Here is a 16827-nt window from a genome sequence, read left to right as displayed (position 1 = left end):
CCACCTGATCCCCGGCGCCCGCGACCCGGCGTGCACGAACGACCGCACGCCGGGTCGCGGTAACCCAAACCTGAACGGCCCGGCTTTTCGGGACGCCGCCGCAGATGGCGGCGTTCCTGCGGGAGTACGGCCGCTGATGCCGTCGCCAACCCTCACTTCTAGTGAGGGTTAGCGTGTCTTCGCAGGTCAGGAACCCTACGACTCCGAGGCCATAACCCTCCGCCGCAGCCGCAGGATCATCACCGTTCCCACCGCCAGCGGGAGGTACTGCCAGCAGAACGCCCAGCGGAAGGCGGTGGCCGAGTACGCTCCGGCACCGTCCGGGGAGAGTGCGTCGAGCAGGACGCCGATGCCGAACAGGGTGATCATCGTGCCGATGAACCCGCCCATGTTGACGATCCCGGAGGCGGTGCCGAGCCGTTCCGCCGGGTTGTGGGAGCGCGCGTAGTCCAGGCCGACCAGCGAGGCGGGGCCGTTGCTGCCCATCACCAGGATGATCCCGACCAGCAGCCACATCGGCGGGTGGCCGCCGGGCCAGGCCAGGACCAGCGCCCAGCCGAGCGCGGTGGCCGCGACGACGGTGAGCACGATCGACATCCGGGCCCGGGCGGTTCGGGAGAGCAGTCGGCCGAACAGGAACCCGAAGCTCATGTTGCTGAGCACCAGCAGGGTCAGCAGCCCGCCCGCCCCGGCCCTGGACATGCCCTGGGCTTCGACCAGGTAGGGCAGGCCCCAGAGCAGGCCGAAGGCGTTGCCGGGGAACTGGGTGGTGAAGTGGATCCAGAGCCCGAGCCGGGTGCCGGGCTCCTGCCAGCAGGCGAGCACCTGCCGGCCGACCTTCGGCCGTTGCCGGTGCTCCACCGGCACGACCGGGGCCTGCTGTACCGGCGACTCCTTGAGGAAGAGCGCGACCAGGGCGAACACCGCCACGCCGAGCAGGGCGATCGCGGTGAAGGTGGGCGTCCAGCCTTCGCTGTGCAGCGCCTGGGCGAGCACCACGGTGGTGACCAGGTTGCCGCCCATCCCGGCGAGGCCGGTCAGCTGGGCGACGAACGGGTTCCGGGCGGCCGGGAACCAGCGGGCGGCGATCCGCAGCACGCTGATGAAGGTCATCGCGTCGCCGCAGCCGAGCACCGCCCGGGAGGCCAGCGCGGGGGCGAAGGAGGAGCTGAAGGCGAAGGCCAGCTGTCCGGCGCTCAGCAGCACCACGCCGAGCAGCAGCACCCGGCGCGGCCCGAAGCGGTCGACCAGCAGGCCGACCGGTATCTGCATGGCCGCGTAGACCAGCACCTGGAGGATGGAGAAGGTGGAGAGTGCCGAGGCGCCGATGCCGAAGCGGTCGGCGGCGTCCAGGCCGGCCACCCCGAGGCTGGTGCGGTGGATGACGGCCAGGACGTAGACGCTGACGCCGACGGACCAGGCCAGCCAGGCCGCGCGGCCACCGGGCGGAGCGGCCACGGGAGCGGGCCCGAGAGCCGGAACGGACGCGGGGACGGGCCCGGCGGCGGGTCGGGGAGCGGAAGCGGACGGGGGCACGGCTGAACGGGCGGGCTCCACGGTCATAGTGCGACCAGATTAGTCATCCCATGATGGGAGGCCCAAGGTGGGGTTCGGTCGTCCCGGCGCGAACCCGCGCCCCCTCGGCCCTGCGGATCCGCCGGTGTGCTCCCCCGGTCTCAGCCGGTCTCAGCCGGTCTCAGCCGGTCTCAGCCGGTCTCAGCCGGTCAGCGTCCAGGACACCGACCGGGTCATCCAGCGGTCCCGGAACGCCTCGTCCCGCACCCAGTCGGTGGTGTCCCGGACGGTCGCCGTCACGGTGGCCGTCCGGCCCGGGGCCAGGTTGAGCGCCGCGGTGTCCAGCCAGGTGCCGTCGGCGGACTGCGGCGTCACCGGGGCGCCGTCCACCTTCCACTCCACCTTCAGCTGCCGCGGGCCGGTCAGCGGCAGCGGCCGGACGTCGAGCCGGGGCCGCCCGGCCACCTCGCCGGGCGCGGGCAGCGGGGCGTCGGTCGGGCGGATCTTGCGGTACAGCTCCTTGACGATCGCCTCGCGCGAGGGCAGGTTGTACGCGCTGCCCAGGGTGCGCATGACCGAGTCCTGGGTGGGCCGGTAGAGGCCGTTGGCGCTGCGGTACGCCCCGACGGTCCCGGCGCCGTCCGGGGACTCGGCGCCCAGCCATCGCCACCACTTGGTCTGCTTCTTGCGCATGTCGTCGGCGTTGAGGGCGGAGAGGTTCGGGTAGTCGGCGTCGTCCGGGGCGCTGTCGTACTCGTCGCCGAGGTCGCCCACGGTGTGGCCGATCTCGTGCTGGATGATCCGCCCGGCGTCGGGGCTGCCGCCCGCCAGGGTGGTCACCCCGGTGCCGCCGGCGCCGCCGTACTCCGTGGAGTTGGCCAGCGCGATCAGGTACTGCGGCCCGGCGCCGTCCCCCGCGTAGCGGGCGGTGGCGGCTTCGTCGGCGCAGAGCAGCCGGGCGGTGCCCTCGCACCAGAAGTGCATGCCGAGCGGGGTGGCCGGGTTGCGGCCGCGGCTCTCGGTCTCGGCTATCCCGGAGACCGGGGAGACCACGTCGACCCGCCGTATGTTGAAGAAGCCCTGGTAGGTGCGGAAGGGCTCGATGTCCATCAGCGCGTGCCAGGCCTTGTCGGCCTGCTGCCGGAACTGGTCCTGCTCGCCGGCCGTGTAGCCGTCGCCGAGCAGGACCAGGGTGATCCGGTTGGCCGGGTCGCCGGTGCGACGTATGTCGACGGTGGGGGCGGCCACGAGGGTCCGCTGGTCGGCGCGGAGCGCGGTGTGCGGCGGCACCGCCCGGTCGGCCGGGGCCCCCGGCCCGATCACGCCGAAAGGCGAGGGGCCGGCCAGTTCCAGGGCGGCGGGGAGTACGGCGGTGGACACCAGCACGAGCGCGGCCAGACTCCGAACGAGACGGCCAGGGTTGCCAGACGGCATACGGGTGCGTCCTCGGGGTTCCGGTCACCCGGCGTCGCCCGGGTGGTGGAGCGGAGACGTACCCGGACCGGCGTGTCGCCCCCACCGGCGGACGCAAATGTCACCGACCTGGCCGAACGATCCACACCCTCCCTGTCATATGGGTCATACCAACCACTTCCTCAATCACCAACCCCTCACCGCTTCCGGAAGCCCAGCACGAGGTGGGTGCCCAACCCGAAGAGCAGCCCCCAGAAGGCCGAGCCGATGCCGAACAGGCTCATCCCCGAGGCGCTCGCCAGGAAGGTCACCACCGCCGCGTCCCGTCCGCGCTCCTCCGCGACCGCCGCCGCCAGGCTGCCCTGCAGCGAGGCGAGCAGCGCGACCCCGGCGATCACCGCGATCAGTTCCTTCGGCAGCCCGGTGAACAGGCTCACCAGCACCCCGCCGAAGCTGCCCACCACCACGTAGAGCACACCCGAGGACATCCCCGCGACGTACCGGCGGCGCGGGTCCGGGTGGGCCTCCGGGCCGGAGCAGATCGCCGCGGTGATCGCCGCCAGGTTCACCCCGGGCGAGCCGAACGGGGCCATCAGCATCGACACCGCGCCGGTCGTGCCGATCAGCAGCCGGTCGTCCGCCCGGTAGCCGAAGGCCCGCATCACTCCGAGGCCCGGCGCGTTCTGCGAGGCGAGCGTGACGATCGTGAGCGGCAGCGTCAGGCCCACCAGGGCGGACCAGGAGAACGCCGGCACCGTCAGCACCGGCGCGGTCAGGCCGCCGGAGCCCAGGTGCAGCGGCAGTCCGACGGTGAGCGCGGCCAGCACCCCGCCGGCCGCCAACGCGACCGGTACGGCGTACCGCGGCGCGAGGCGCTTGGCCAGCAGGAAGGCCGCGAAGCTGCCCACCACCAGCACCGGCGCGCCGTGCACGGCGCCGAAGATCCCGGCACCGAAGGAGAACAGGATGCCCGCCAGCATCGCGTTCACGATCCCCACCGGCACCGCCGCGATCAGCCGGCCGAACCAGCCGGTCACCCCGAACAGTGCCACCACCGCCGCGCTCACCAGGAAGGCGCCGACCGCGTCCCGGTAGGGATAGTTGCCCAGGCTGGTCACCAGCAGCGCGGCCCCCGGCGTGGACCAGGCGGTGATCACCGGCGTCCTGGTCCACCAGCTCAGCGCGAAGCCGCTGACCCCGCTGCCGACCGCCACCGCCCAGATCCAGGAGGCGGTGTGCGCCGCGTCCAGCCGTCCGGCGGCCGCCGCCGCGAGCACCACCACCAGCGGTCCCGAGAACGACACCGCTACGCACACCAGTCCGGCCAGCAGCGCCGGCCCCGAGGAGTCCCGCCGCAGCGACCGACGCTCCTCGTCACCGACCGGCACCCGACCCGGTCCGATCGTCAGTTCATCCGTCATCCCGGCAGTATCCCGAAGCCCACCGAGGACTCCCGGAAAACCCCGAAGGGGCCGTCCTCCACACCGTGGTGCGGAGGACGGCCCCTTCGAGGTCCTTCAGGCCCTTCATGCCCTGCAGGACCTTCAGGCCCTGCGGGCCGTCAGCCCCAGGTGATCAGGCGCTTCGGGCGCTCCAGCAGACCGGCCACGTCGGCCAGCACCTTGGAGCCCAACTCCCCGTCCACCAGGCGGTGGTCGAAGGACAGCGCCAACGTGGTCACCTGGCGCGGGACCACCTTGCCCTTGTGCACCCACGGCAGTTCCCGGATCGCCCCGAAGGCCAGGATGGCGGCCTCGCCCGGGTTGAGGATCGGGGTGCCGGTGTCGACGCCGAAGACGCCGACGTTGGTGATGGTGACCGTCCCGCCCTGCATGTCGGCCGGCGAGGTCTTGCCCTGACGGGCGGTCTCGACCAGCTCGCCGAGCGAAGTGGCCAGCCCCGTCAGGGTCTTCGACCCGGCGTCCTTGATGTTCGGGACGATCAGGCCGCGCGGGGTGGCCGCGGCGATGCCGAGGTTCACCTGGCCCTTGACGACGATCTCCTGGGCCGCCTCGTCCCACTGCGCGTTGATCTCGGGGTGGCGCTTGATCGCGGTGAGCAGCGCCTTGGCGACGATCAGCAGCGGGCTGACCCGGACGCCTTGGCCCAGCTCGCCACTCTCCTTGAGCCGGCGGACGAACTTCATCGTGCGGGTCACGTCGACCTGCACGAACTCGGTGACGTGCGGGGCGGTGAAGGCGGAGGCCACCATCGCCTGCGCGGTCGCCTTCCGGACGCCCTTGATCGGCACCCGGATGTCGCCCGAGGTGGAGACGGGCACCGGGGCCGCGACGGCCGCGGCGGTCTCGACAACCGGGACGGCCGGAGTGGCCGCGACTGCCGGAGCGGCCTCGACCGCCGGGGCGGCCAGGGCGGCGGCGTACCCGTGCACGTCCTCGCGGGTGATCACACCGTCCCGGCCGGTCGGGGTCACCGCGCGCAGGTCGACGCCGAGGTCCTTGGCCAGCTTGCGCACCGGCGGCTTGGCCAACGGCCGCTCCCCGGCAGGCACTTCGGCCACCGGCCCGGGAGCCGCCGGCGCGTGAGCCACCGGCGCCGCAGGGGCGGCCGGAGCCGGCTTGGTCGCGGCGACCGTGGTGGTGGTCGTCCGCCGTGCCCGGCGCTGGGTGCCGCCGGTGCGCGGGCCGTAACCGACCAGCACCGCGCGGCGCTCCGGCTCGGGTTCCTCCGCCGGAGCCGCGGCCGGAGCCGGAACGGCGGCCGAGGCCGCCGGGGCCGGAACCGGCGCGGCGACGGGGGCGGCCGGAGCCGCGGCCCCCGCCTCCCCGGCGACCGCGACGGAGATGATCACGGTGCCGACGTCGACCGTCGCGCCCTCGGGGAAGTGCAGCTGCTCGACCACCCCGTTGAACGGGATGGGCAGCTCCACCGCCGCCTTGGCGGTCTCCACCTCGCAGACGACCTGCCCGTCGGTGACGGTGTCACCGGGCTTGACGTACCAGCTGAGGATCTCGGCCTCGGTGAGGCCCTCGCCCACATCGGGCATCTTGAACTCGCGGAGCGAGCGAACTTCGGTGGTCATCTTCGCTCCCGGAGATCAGTACGCGAGCGCGCGGTCGACGGCATCGAGCACGCGGTCCAGGTCAGGCAGGAATGCTTCCTCGACCCGCGACGGCGGGTACGGCGCGTGGTAGCCGCCGACCCGAAGGACCGGCGCCTCCAGGTGGTAGAAGCACTTCTCGGTGAGCCGGGCGGCCAGTTCGGCGCCCATGCCCAGGAAGACCGGGGCCTCGTGCACCACGACGGCCCGCCCGGTGCGCTTGACCGAGTCCTCCAGGGTGGCGAAGTCCACCGGGGAGAGCGAGCGCAGGTCGATGACCTCCAGCCGGCGGCCGTCCTCCTCGGCGGCCGCGGCGGCCTCCTGGCAGACCTTGACCATCGGGCCGTACGCGATCAGCGTCAGGTCGGTGCCGGGCCGGACGATCCGGGCGTCGTACAGGCCCAGGTCGGCGGCGTCGCCGACCTCGCCCTTGTCCCAGTAACGGCGCTTGGGCTCCAGGAAGATGACCGGGTCGTCCGACTCGATCGCCTGCCGCAGCATCCAGTGCGCGTCGTGCGCGCTGGACGGGCTGACCACGCGCAGACCGGCGGTGTGCGCGAAGTACGCCTCGTGCGACTCGCTGTGGTGCTCGACCGCGCCGATGCCGCCCGCGTACGGGATGCGGATGGTGACCGGCATCTTCACGTGGCCGAGCGCGCGGGCGTGCATCTTCGCCAGCTGGGAGACGATCTGGTCGAAGGCGGGGTAGACGAAGCCGTCGAACTGGATCTCCACCACCGGGCGGTAGCCGCGCAGCGCGAGGCCGATCGCGGTGCCGACGATGCCGGACTCGGCCAGCGGGGAGTCGATCACCCGGTCCTCGCCGAAGTCCTTCTGCAGGCCGTCGGTGATCCGGAAGACGCCACCGAGCTTGCCGATGTCCTCGCCCATCAGGAGGGTCTTCGGGTCGTTCTCCAGCGACTTGCGCAGCGCCCCGTTCAGCGCCTTGGCGATGCTCAGCTGCCCGGCCATCAGTGGTTCTCCCCCGTCTCGAAGGAGGCCGCGTACGCGACGTACTCGGCCCGTTCCTCATCGACCAGTGTGTGCGGCTCGCTGTACACGTGGTCGAAGATCAGGGTCGGGTCCGGGTCCGGCATGCCGCGCACGCCCTCGCGCACCCGCAGCCCCAGCTGCTCGCTCTCGGCCTCGACGGCGGCGAAGAACTCGTCGTCGGCCAGGCCCTCCTTCTCCAGGTGGGCGCGGAGCCGGGTGATCGGGTCCTTGGCCTTCCAGGCCTCGGTCTCCTCGGTGTGCCGGTAGCGGGTGGGGTCGTCGGAGGTGGTGTGGGCGCCCATCCGGTAGGTGAACGCCTCGATCAGCACCGGCCCGTTGCCGTTGCGGGCGTGGTCGAGCGCCCAGCGGGTGACCGCGAGGCAGGCCAGCACGTCGTTGCCGTCGACCCGTACGCCGGGGAAGCCGAAGCCGGAGGCGCGGCGGTACAGCGGGATCTTGGTCTGGGTGGTGGTGGGCTCGGAGATCGCCCACTGGTTGTTCTGGCAGAAGAACACGACCGGCGCGTTGTAGACCGAGGCGAAGGTGAAGGCCTCGTTGACGTCGCCCTGGCTGGAGGCGCCGTCACCGAAGTACGCGATGACCGCGTCGTCGGCGCCGTCCTTGCTGATGCCCATCGCGTAGCCGGTGGCGTGCAGGGTCTGCGCGCCGATCACGATGGTGTACAGGTGGAAGTTCTTCTCGTTCGGATCCCAACCGCCGTGGTTCACGCCGCGGAACATGCCGAGCAGGTTGAGCGGGTCGACGTCGCGGCACCAGGCCACGCCGTGCTCGCGGTAGGTGGGGAAGGCGTAGTCGCCGGTGCGCATGGCGCGGCCGGAGCCGACCTGGGCGGCTTCCTGGCCGAGCAGCGAGGCCCACAGGCCCAGCTCGCCCTGGCGCTGCAGCGCGGTGGCCTCGCCGTCGAACCGGCGCACCAGCACCAGGTCGCGGTAGAGGGAGCGCAGCTCCTCGGGAGTGGTGGTGAGGGGGTAGTCCGGGTGCTCGACCCGCTCGCCTTCCGGCGTGAGCAGTTGGACGAGTTCCGGCTGGGCGTCCGTACCCGTGGCGCGGAGGGTGTCAGGGACAGCGGGGGCCGCCTTCTTGCGGGCCCTCGCCGTGCTTTTGACGGTCACGTTCACTCCTCGGTCTGTCCGGCCGCCCGGGGTCGCCGGTGACCGGTCCGGTCACCGCCTCGCGGGGCGCGCGTGGGTGTGCGCACCTACTGCGGGGCAGGTGGTGATCCTGTTCCGACGGCGTCCCTCACGAGAACGTTACCCAGCGTCCGCCCTTGGCGCGCTTGCGCTAGGACGTCCTACTTGTTCAGGGCCTACAACCCCGAGGGTGCCGCGTTCGGCTCGCCGTCGGAGGGTGGGGGTGACGGGCGACGTGACGCAGCTCTCAATTCGAGCGCCTTCAGGACACCAGCGCACGTTATCCGGGCGGACGCCCGTACGTAAGGGGGTTCTCGGTATCGGTTTAGGCGGGCTCTGGCCGGATCACGCCTTTACGGCGATGCGAGCGATAGGTCTTTCCTACGGTGTTATGGGAGGCTTTGGTCGTGACTGATAACGGACGAATCAGGGTATTCCTGCTCGATGATCACGAGGTCGTCCGGCGGGGTGTGCACGACCTGCTGTCGGTCGAGGACGACATCGAGGTGGTCGGCGAGGCCGGCACGGCCGCCGAGGCGCTCACCCGGATCCCGGCGGTCCACCCGGACGTGGCGGTGCTCGACGTCCGGCTGCCGGACGGCAACGGCGTCGAGGTCTGCCGCGAGATCCGGTCCCGGCTGCCGGAGGTCAAGTGCCTGATGCTGACCTCGTTCTCGGACGACGAGGCGCTGTTCGACTCGATCATGGCGGGCGCCTCCGGCTACGTCCTGAAGGCGATCCGCGGCACCGACCTGATCACCGCCGTCCGGGACGTCGCGGCCGGCCGCTCCCTGCTCGACCCGGTCGCCACCAGCCGGGTGCTCGCCCGGCTGCGCGACGGCGGCGAGAAGGAGGACGAGCGGCTGGCTCAACTCACCAAGCAGGAACGGCGGATCCTCGACCTGATCGGCGAGGGGATGACCAACCGTCAGATCGGCAACGAGCTGCACCTGGCCGAGAAGACGGTGAAGAACTACGTCTCCAGTCTGCTCGCGAAGATGGGCATGGAGCGGCGCACCCAAGCGGCCGCCTTCGTGGCGCGGCACCAGGCCGACCACCAGTACTGACCCGTTGACTGCACAGACCTGACGGTTTGTCAAGGCCCCCTGCCAGGTAGCCATACCCTCTGGCTGTGACTTTCAGCCAGACCCTCGCCTGCGCCCCGGCCCGCCCCGACCTCTCCGCACCACCGATGGGGACGCTCAGTCCACCCGTCCCCCTGGGCGCGCTCGCCGAGGTCCTGGCCCGCTACCGGGTGGGGGGCCTGCTGACCGCCGAACCGGTCGCCGAAGGCCTGCTGAACCGGGGGTACCAGGTCACCACCGAGGCCGGCCGGTACTTCCTGAAGTGCTACGTCGACGCCGCCACCGCCAGCCGTCCCAAGATCCTCGCCCATCACCGCGCGATGGCCGCGCTGAACACCCTCGGACTGCCGGTCGCACCCCCGCTGGCCTGCGCCGAACGCGCCGGCACGGTGGCCTCCTGGGGCGGCCGGATGTTCGCGCTGTTCCCCTGGACCGATGGCCGGCACCGGCACGGCACCGAGCTACACCCGGCGCAGTGCGACGCGCTCGGCACGCTGCTCGGCCGCCTGCACGGCGCGCTCGACGACGTCTGCGCCCCCTTCGAGCAGCCCGCCGGCTACCACAGCGCCGACCCCGCCGACAGCGCCGCACTCGCCCGTGACCTGCGGAGCAGCGCCCGGAGCCACCGCCCGTACAGCGAACTCGACGCGCTGGTCGAGCAACGGCTCACGGAACGGCTGGAACTGCTCGCCGAACACGCCCACCGCCGCCCCGCCCCGCAGGCCGCCCCGCCCACCGGCTGGACCCACGGCGACTTCCACGGCCTCAACCTGCTGTACGGGCCGGGCCCGGCGGGCGGCCGGGTCGCGGCCGTCCTGGACTGGGACAAGCTCGGCCCGCAGCCGCGCGCCGAGGAGGCCGTCCGCGCCGCCACCCTGCTCTTCAACGACCGGGTGTCCGGCGTCCTCGACCTGGTCCGGGTGCGCCGCTACTCGCAGGCCTACCGGGCCTGCGGCGCCGGCACCGCCGAGCACCTGGCCGCCGCCGCCCACCGGGTCTGGTGGGAGCGGCTGAACGACTTCTGGATGCTGCAGTGGCGCTACCAGCGGGGCGACCACCGGGCCGACCCGCTCTTCCCCGCCTCGGCGGGCCAGTTGGCGTGGTGGTGCCAGGAGTACGAGCAGGTCCTGGACGCCTTCACCAACTGACCACCTGCCACCGGCCACCGACCGCCAGCCGCTGAGCGCCAGCCGCCGCCCGCCGACCGCGTCAGGGGGTCGGCGGCGCCGCCGGCTTCGAGGTCGGCGGCAGCGGGTTGGTGGGCGTGATGCCGCCACCACCCGGCGTCTGCGAGGGCTGCTGCGTCGGCCCACCGGTCGCGGTCGCCGGCGCGGTGGCCGACGGCGTGTGGGTCGGGGACGTCGACGAGGTCGGCGTCGGGGTCGGCGTGTGCTTGCCCGAAGTCGGCGACGGCGACGTGTTGTTGCCGTTGTTCCAGGTGTTGTTCCCGTTGTTGCCGGTGTCGGTCGGCTGCTGCGGCTTCCTGCTGCCGGGCACCGTCGCCGGCGGGCTGGGCAGGCCGGTCTGGGCCGGCGGCGTCGTCTCGGTCGTGCTGACCACCGGGGCCGGAGTCGGGGGCACGACGTGGTCCGTGCCGCCGCCACCGCTGCCGCTGAGCGCGAAGGCGATCCCGGCACCGGCCGCGACCAGCACCGCGATCCCGCCGGCCACCCAGCCCCACGGCCCGCGCCGCCGGCCGTGGTCGTCCCCGTCCCCGCCGTGGCCCTCGCCACCACCGCCGTACGGTCCGCCGGCCGCCGGGTAGCCGGCGGCGGGGGTGTGCGGGCCGCCGGTCTGGTAGGGCAGCACGGAGGTCTGGTCGCCCGGGCGGACCGCGCCGAAGGCGGCGGTGGCCGCCGCCTGGTCCGGTCGGAGCACCTGGGTCGCGCCGGTGTCGCCCGGGAGGCCGGCCGCACCGGCCCAGGCCGCCCCGGTCGCGCCGTGCATCTCGCGCAGCGCGTGCTGCAGGTGAGCGCGGAACTCGTCGGCGTCCTGGAAGCGGTCGTCCGGGTTCTTGGCGAGCGAGCGCAGCACCAGCGCGTCGAGGCCGACCGGCACCCGGCCGTTGGCCTGCGAGGGCGGCATCGGCGGGTCCTGGACGTGCTGGTAGACCACCGAGAGCGGGGTGTCGCCGATGAACGGCGGGCGCAGCGTGAGCAGTTCGTACAGCATGCAGCCGGCCGCGTACAGGTCGGAGCGGTGGTCGACCGGCTTGCCGAGGGCCTGCTCGGGCGACAGGTACTGCGGGGTGCCCATGACCATGCCGGTCTGGGTCATCGTGGTGGCCCCGCCGGTCAGCGCCCGGGCGATGCCGAAGTCCATCACCTTGACCGCGCCGGTGGTCGTGATGATCACGTTGGCGGGCTTGATGTCACGGTGGACGATGCCGTGCCGGTGGCTGTAGGCGAGCGCCTCCAGCACCCCGGCGATGATGATCAGCGCCTGGTCGACCGGCGGCGCCTCCTCGTCCGCCAACAGCTCGCGGACGGTCCGGCCCTCGACCAGCTCCATCACGATGTACGGCGTGGACTCGTCCCCGACGTACTCCTCGCCGGTGTCGTAGACCGAGACGATCGAGTGGTGGTTGAGGGCCGCGACGGCGTGCGCCTCGCGGGTGAACCGCAGCCGGGCGATCTCGTCCTGGGCCAGTTCCCCGCGCAGCAGCTTGACCGCGACGGTGCGGCCGAGCCGCACGTCCTCGGCCGCGAGCACCTCGGCCATGCCACCGCGTCCGAGGCGGTGGGTCAGCCGGTAGCGGCCGTCGCCGACGGTGCCCAGGGGCGCGACGGTGCCGCGGCCCGGGGTCTGCGGGCCACCGGCCCCGAGGAACGGCGGCAGCGCCGAGGTCGCGGCCTCACTGCCGGGCTCCGGGATCCTCGGCGTCCCGCCGGTCCTTCCGGCCGCTCGGGCACCCGCGTCGTCGTCCGGCTGCTGCGTCTGTGCCATCGCTCCTCGCCCCGGGCGTTCGCTCGGATCGCGGTGCCCTGTCGCTTACGTATCCCCGAACGCTACCGCCTCCGGGGCGCACCCGTGGTACGCCCGTGGTACGCCCGAACCGGCCGGAACGCGTCAGAGCAGGCCGCTCCGGTCGGCCGGGAGGTCGAGGACCAGCACGTTGGCGGGACGCTCGCTGCCGGCGTGACCGATCTTGCCCTTGGTCTTCTCGTTCGCCTTGTTGACCACGATCGCGATGATGATGCCGGCCAGCACGAGCACGCCGACGATGATCCCGACCACGACCACGGCCGTCGAGCAGCCGCCGCCACCGGACGCCTTCGGCTGCTGGTACGGCGGCATCGGCTGCGGCGGCGGAGTGTGCGCCTGCTGCGGCCCCCCCGGCCGGAGGTACTGCGGGTGCGGCGTGTGCGGGGCCTGCGGGCGCGGGGGCTGGAAGGCGGGCGGCGGGGTCTGGTACTGCGGCTGCTGCTGCGGGAAGGGGTGCGGCGTGTGCGGGGCCTGCGGACCCGGCGTCGGGTAGGCCGGCGGCGGCGTCCGGTACTGCGGCTGCCCGCCCTGCTGGACGTACGGGGGCTGCGGGGTCTGCGGCGCCGGCGGGGCGGCGTGCACCGAGCGCGGGCCCTCGTTGATCACCAGCGGGGTGCTGGCCTGGAGCTTGTGCCCGCTGCCGCCGCCCTTGGCCGCCTCGATCAGCCGCTCCGCCTCGTCCCGCATCGCCGCCGCGCTCTGGAACCGGTGCGCCGGGTCCTTGCGCAGCGCCTGGGCGACGTAGGCGTCCACCTCGGGGGTGACCGAGCGGTTGAGGGCGGAGGGCGCCGGCGGCTCCTCCTGGACGTGCTTGTAGGCGATCGAGAACGCCGAGTCGCCGTCGAAGACCAGCTGGCCGGTGATCATCTCGAAGAGCATCACGCCGACCGAGTAGAGGTCGGAGCGGGCGTCCACCGGCTTGCCGAGCGCCTGCTCGGGCGAGAGGTACTGCGGGGTGCCGACCACCATGCCGGTCTGCGTCATCGACGTGACGCCGGATTCCAGCGCCCGGGCGATGCCGAAGTCCATGACCTTGACGTTGCCCTTGCGGTCGAACATGACGTTGCCGGGCTTGATGTCGCGGTGCACCAGGCCCATGTCGTGCGAGGCCTCCAGCGCGTTCAGCACGCCGACGATGACCCGCAGGGCGTCCTCGGCCGGCATCGCGCCGTACTGGCCGATCGCCTCGTTGATCGCCTCGCGCAGGCCCTTGCCGTCGATCAGCTGCATGACGATGTACGGCGTGCTGGAGCCGTCCGGGGCGATGTCCTCGCCGCTGTCGTACACCGTGACGATGTTCGGGTGCTCCAGTCGGGCCACCGCCTGGGCCTCGCGGCGGAACCGCTCCTTGAACGAGTCGTCCCGGCCCAGCTCGCTGTGCATGCTCTTCAGCGCCACCTGCCGGTCCAGCACGCTGTCGTAGGCGAGGTGCACGGATGCCATGCCACCCTCGCCCAGCAGCCGCTGCAGCACATAGCGGCCGTTGCCCAGGGAGAAGCCCTCGACCGCCGCGTTGCCGTGCTCGCTCATGGTCCTCTGCTCCCCCTCGGCGCGGCCGTGCTGCCGCAGCCGTGACGTTCGGTGTCGTCCGTGCGTGGTGGGCCCGGCCCGCTGGCCTGGCGGACCCCTGTCGCGGCGGCTCGACCGGCCTGCGACAGGGGTCAGGGTATCGGCTCGCGCCGACGGTGATCGGTTCAGGGCCGGTCCTGGCCCCGGGCCGCAGGCGCCGGATCCCGGTGGGCGGCCCGGCGGGCGGCCCGGGGCGGATGGTCGCGGTACGTCCGGTCCGGCGGACCGCACGCCCCGGCCGGCGGGTGCCGGCTACAGGTACGGACCGGAGCGGATGCCCCGGCTCTGGCCCGGCTCGTCCTCGTCGTGGTCCCCGCCGTGCAGGCCGGGCGGCAGTGCCCGGCGCATCTGCTCCAGCTGGGCCCGCGCCGCCATCTGCTGGGCGAACAGCGCGGTCTGGATGCCGTGGAAAAGACCCTCCAGCCAGCCGACCAGCTGGGCCTGGGCGATCCGCAGCTCGGCCTCGGTCGGGATGGTGTCCTCGGTGAACGGCAGCGACAGCCGCTCCAGCTCGGCGACCAGCTCCGGGGCCAGACCGAGTTCGAGCTCCTTGATCGAACTCGCGTGGATGTCCTTCAACCGGGCCCGGCTCGCCTCGTCGAGGGGCGCCGCCCGGACCTCCTCCAACAACTGCTTGATCATGCTGCCGATGCGCATGACCTTGGCGGGCTGCTCGACCATCTCGGTCACCGGGAGCTCACGCGGTACGTCGCCCTCGTCGTCCGTGTCCCCCATCGGGCCGGCGAACCCCTGGCCCACGGGCAGTCCGTCCGGTCCGACGATCAGCACCTTCTGGCCGTCCTGCGACTGCCCGCCGGCGGCCTGGTAGGGCTCCTGCGACGAGCGCTCGTTCATCGGATTCGTCATGAACAACATTCTCTCTCACTGGGGTTGGTCGGGCGGAAGCCCCCGTGCGTCCCGCCGTCCTGCGCCACCCGTGACGACGGTACGCCGCCGGGCGCCGCGCGGGAATCCGTACGGGTACTCAGATCGCCCACCCGGAACGACCCCGTGACCCGCACCGGACCTCCCCATCCCCGCCCTCGGCCGCCCGCGGCCCCCGGCCGACGCGCAACCGGGGGCCGCAGACCGAGAGCCGAGGGACGAGGCCCGACAACGCGCTGCCAGGCCTGGCGGCGGTCCTCGTCTCAGCCCTTGCGCAGCCGCAGGCCCACCAGCCCCAGCCCGCAGCCGATCAGCCCCAGACCGGCGCCCAGCGGCAGCTGGGTCGTGGAGGCGTCCTGCCAGCGGGCGGGGAGGACCAGGGGGACGGCGCCGGCCGCGACGGGCAGGCCGGAGGCCGCCGTGACGGTGTCCGGGGCGACGGCGTCGCCGGGGGCCGCCGGATCCGGGGTCTCCGGATCGCCTTCCGGCCGGGCGGCCGCGACGCCCTGGTCCGGCGCCTGGTCCGGTACCTGGTCCGGCGCCTGGTCCGGTACCTGGTCGGGTGCCTGGTCCGGTACTTGGTCGGGTGCCTGGTCGGGCGCCTGCTCCACGCTGGCGTCGGGGCGCTCCGGCAGCGACGCCGGGCGGTGCCGGAACGCGCGCGGAACGTCGCCGCCCACGTGCGGACGGTGGGCCGGGCGCTGCGGCGGCGCGGCCGCGGGCGGGTGCGGGGTCGAGGAGGCCGAAGCCGTCGGCTCGGCACCGGAACCGGCCTCCGCCCCGGTCACCGCCGACGAGGACGGAGACGGTAACGCCGGCGACGGGGACAGCGCGGGGGAAGGGGACACCCTCGCCGGAGGCCCCGGCATCGCCGTCGCCGCCGTCGCGGCGGCCAGCGGGAGCGCGAGCCCCAGCACGGCCGCCGCGACCAGCCGCTGGGCGCGGCACGGGCACGGGCGGCGACGGTTGCGACGGCGGTGCGGAGCTACGGGCAGCGGCCCGAGGAATGCGTACGGTGATGCAGCCACGGTCGGAGTCCTTCCGACGGCCGGCCTCGCCCGGGGGCGGGGTCGGCGGCGGGACAGCTCCGGACCAGCCTCGCACGATCCGATAATCCGGGCATTTCGAACGACCGCCGCACCGCCCGGCCCCTCAGCCAGACAGGCGCTCGCCCTCTCAGGCCCGCAGCACGACCTTCCCGACCTGCTCCCCGGCCTCCAGCACCCGGTGCCCCTCACCCGCGTCGGTCAGCGGCAGCACCCGGTCCACCACCGGCCTGACCACTCCGGACTCGACCAGCGGCCACACGTGCTCCCGCACCGCCGCGACGATCGCCGCCTTCTCCGCGAGCGGCCGCCCGCGCAGGTTGGTGGCGATCACCGCCGCGCGCTTGCGCAGCAGCGTGTCGAGGTCGAGTTCGCCCTTCACCCCGCCCTGCAGCCCGATGATCACCAGCCGTCCGTTGACCGCCAGCGCGTCCACGTTCCGCTGCAGGTACTTGGCGCCCATGATGTCGAGGATCACGTCCGCCCCGGCCCCGTCGGTGGCTTCCTTGAGCGCCTCGACGAAGTCCTGCTTCCGGTAGTCGATGGCGATGTCCGCGCCGAGCTCGGTGCACCGGGCCAGCTTCTCGGCGCTGCCCGCGGTGACCGCGACCCGGGCCCCGACGGCCTTGGCCAGCTGGATCGCCATCGTGCCGATGCCGCTCGCGCCGCCGTGCAGCAGCACCGTCTCGCCGGGGCGCAGGTGCGCGGTGAGGAAGACGTTGGACCAGACCGTGCAGGCGACCTCCGGCAGCGCCGCGGCCTGCTCCGGGCTCAGCCCTTCGGGCCGGGGCAGCAGCTGCCCGGTCGGCACCGCGACGCGCTGCGCGTAGCCGCCGCCGGCCAGCAGCGCGCACACCTCGTCGCCGACCGCCCAGCCGGACACGCCCGGCCCGAGCGCGACGATCCGCCCGGCGCATTCCAGCCCCGGGTAGGGCGACGCGCCGGGCGGCGGGTTGTAGTGGCCCTGCCGCTGGAGGAGGTCGGCACGGTTGACGGCGGTGGCCGCCACCTCGACCAGGACCTCGCCCTCGCCGGGCACCGGGTCGGGCACCTCGGCCCACACCAGTGCCTCGGGGCCGCCGGGTACGGGAATCGTCATCGCATGCATGGCCCGAACCTACTGC

At 73.3% G+C, this 16827-nt stretch carries 13 protein-coding genes; 2 read left to right on the top strand and 11 right to left on the bottom strand.

Translation table 11 applies throughout. The features are described from left to right. Positions 1–195: 195 nt before the first annotated feature. From AC0B61_RS03160 to pdhA, 6 genes are all read right to left on the bottom strand, one after another. Positions 196–1563, bottom strand: coding sequence for an MFS transporter (locus AC0B61_RS03160; protein WP_471738891.1), 1368 nt, complete (start codon positions 1561–1563; stop codon positions 196–198). A 153-nt stretch (positions 1564–1716) separates the two neighbouring features. Further along, a complete protein-coding gene (locus tag AC0B61_RS03155) occupies positions 1717–2895 on the bottom strand; it encodes a M64 family metallopeptidase (RefSeq protein WP_471738890.1) in 1179 nt (392 codons plus the stop codon). 230 nt (positions 2896–3125) lie between these two features. Beyond that, positions 3126–4349, bottom strand: a complete 1224-nt coding sequence (locus tag AC0B61_RS03150; protein WP_471738889.1) for a benzoate/H(+) symporter BenE family transporter — start codon at positions 4347–4349, stop codon at positions 3126–3128. Positions 4350–4489: 140 nt separating this feature from the next. Beyond that, positions 4490–5971, bottom strand: a complete 1482-nt coding sequence (locus AC0B61_RS03145) for a dihydrolipoamide acetyltransferase family protein (RefSeq protein ID WP_471738888.1) — start codon at positions 5969–5971, stop codon at positions 4490–4492. A gap of 15 nt (positions 5972–5986) precedes the next feature. Further along, complete coding sequence (locus AC0B61_RS03140; RefSeq protein WP_471738887.1) at positions 5987–6961, bottom strand: alpha-ketoacid dehydrogenase subunit beta; 975 nt, start codon at positions 6959–6961, stop codon at positions 5987–5989. Beyond that, positions 6961–8115: a pyruvate dehydrogenase (acetyl-transferring) E1 component subunit alpha gene (gene pdhA / locus AC0B61_RS03135; RefSeq protein ID WP_471738886.1), complete on the bottom strand. Its 1155-nt coding sequence runs from the start codon at positions 8113–8115 to the stop codon at positions 6961–6963. The genes AC0B61_RS03140 and pdhA overlap by 1 nt, the downstream gene beginning before the upstream one ends. 425 nt (positions 8116–8540) lie before the next feature. Between pdhA and AC0B61_RS03130 the strand changes: the two genes are divergently transcribed. Beyond that, positions 8541–9200, top strand: coding sequence for a response regulator (locus AC0B61_RS03130; RefSeq protein WP_471738885.1), 660 nt, complete (start codon positions 8541–8543; stop codon positions 9198–9200). A 65-nt stretch (positions 9201–9265) separates the two neighbouring features. Beyond that, positions 9266–10366: a phosphotransferase gene (locus AC0B61_RS03125; protein ID WP_471738884.1), complete on the top strand. Its 1101-nt coding sequence runs from the start codon at positions 9266–9268 to the stop codon at positions 10364–10366. A gap of 61 nt (positions 10367–10427) precedes the next feature. Here the strand turns inward: AC0B61_RS03125 and AC0B61_RS03120 are convergent, their stop codons facing one another. The 5 genes from AC0B61_RS03120 to AC0B61_RS03100 form a co-directional block, all read right to left on the bottom strand. Further along, complete coding sequence (locus AC0B61_RS03120) at positions 10428–12164, bottom strand: protein kinase domain-containing protein (protein WP_471738883.1); 1737 nt, start codon at positions 12162–12164, stop codon at positions 10428–10430. Between the two features lie 123 nt (positions 12165–12287). Beyond that, positions 12288–13733 carry a protein kinase domain-containing protein gene (locus tag AC0B61_RS03115; RefSeq protein ID WP_471738882.1) on the bottom strand — a complete coding sequence of 482 codons (1446 nt, stop codon included), beginning with the start codon at positions 13731–13733 and terminating at the stop codon, positions 12288–12290. Between the two features lie 291 nt (positions 13734–14024). Continuing rightward, positions 14025–14639, bottom strand: coding sequence for a bacterial proteasome activator family protein (locus AC0B61_RS03110; RefSeq protein WP_471738881.1), 615 nt, complete (start codon positions 14637–14639; stop codon positions 14025–14027). A gap of 281 nt (positions 14640–14920) precedes the next feature. Continuing rightward, a complete protein-coding gene (locus tag AC0B61_RS03105) occupies positions 14921–15337 on the bottom strand; it encodes a hypothetical protein (protein WP_471738880.1) in 417 nt (138 codons plus the stop codon). 496 nt (positions 15338–15833) lie between these two features. Further along, positions 15834–16811: an NAD(P)H-quinone oxidoreductase gene (locus tag AC0B61_RS03100; RefSeq protein WP_471738879.1), complete on the bottom strand. Its 978-nt coding sequence runs from the start codon at positions 16809–16811 to the stop codon at positions 15834–15836. Between the last annotated feature and the right edge of the window lie 16 nt (positions 16812–16827).

This window comes from Kitasatospora sp. NPDC023385, assembly GCF_055664045.1.
Note: the sequence above shows the minus strand (reverse complement) of the source record. Positions and strands in the feature narration are given on the sequence as shown.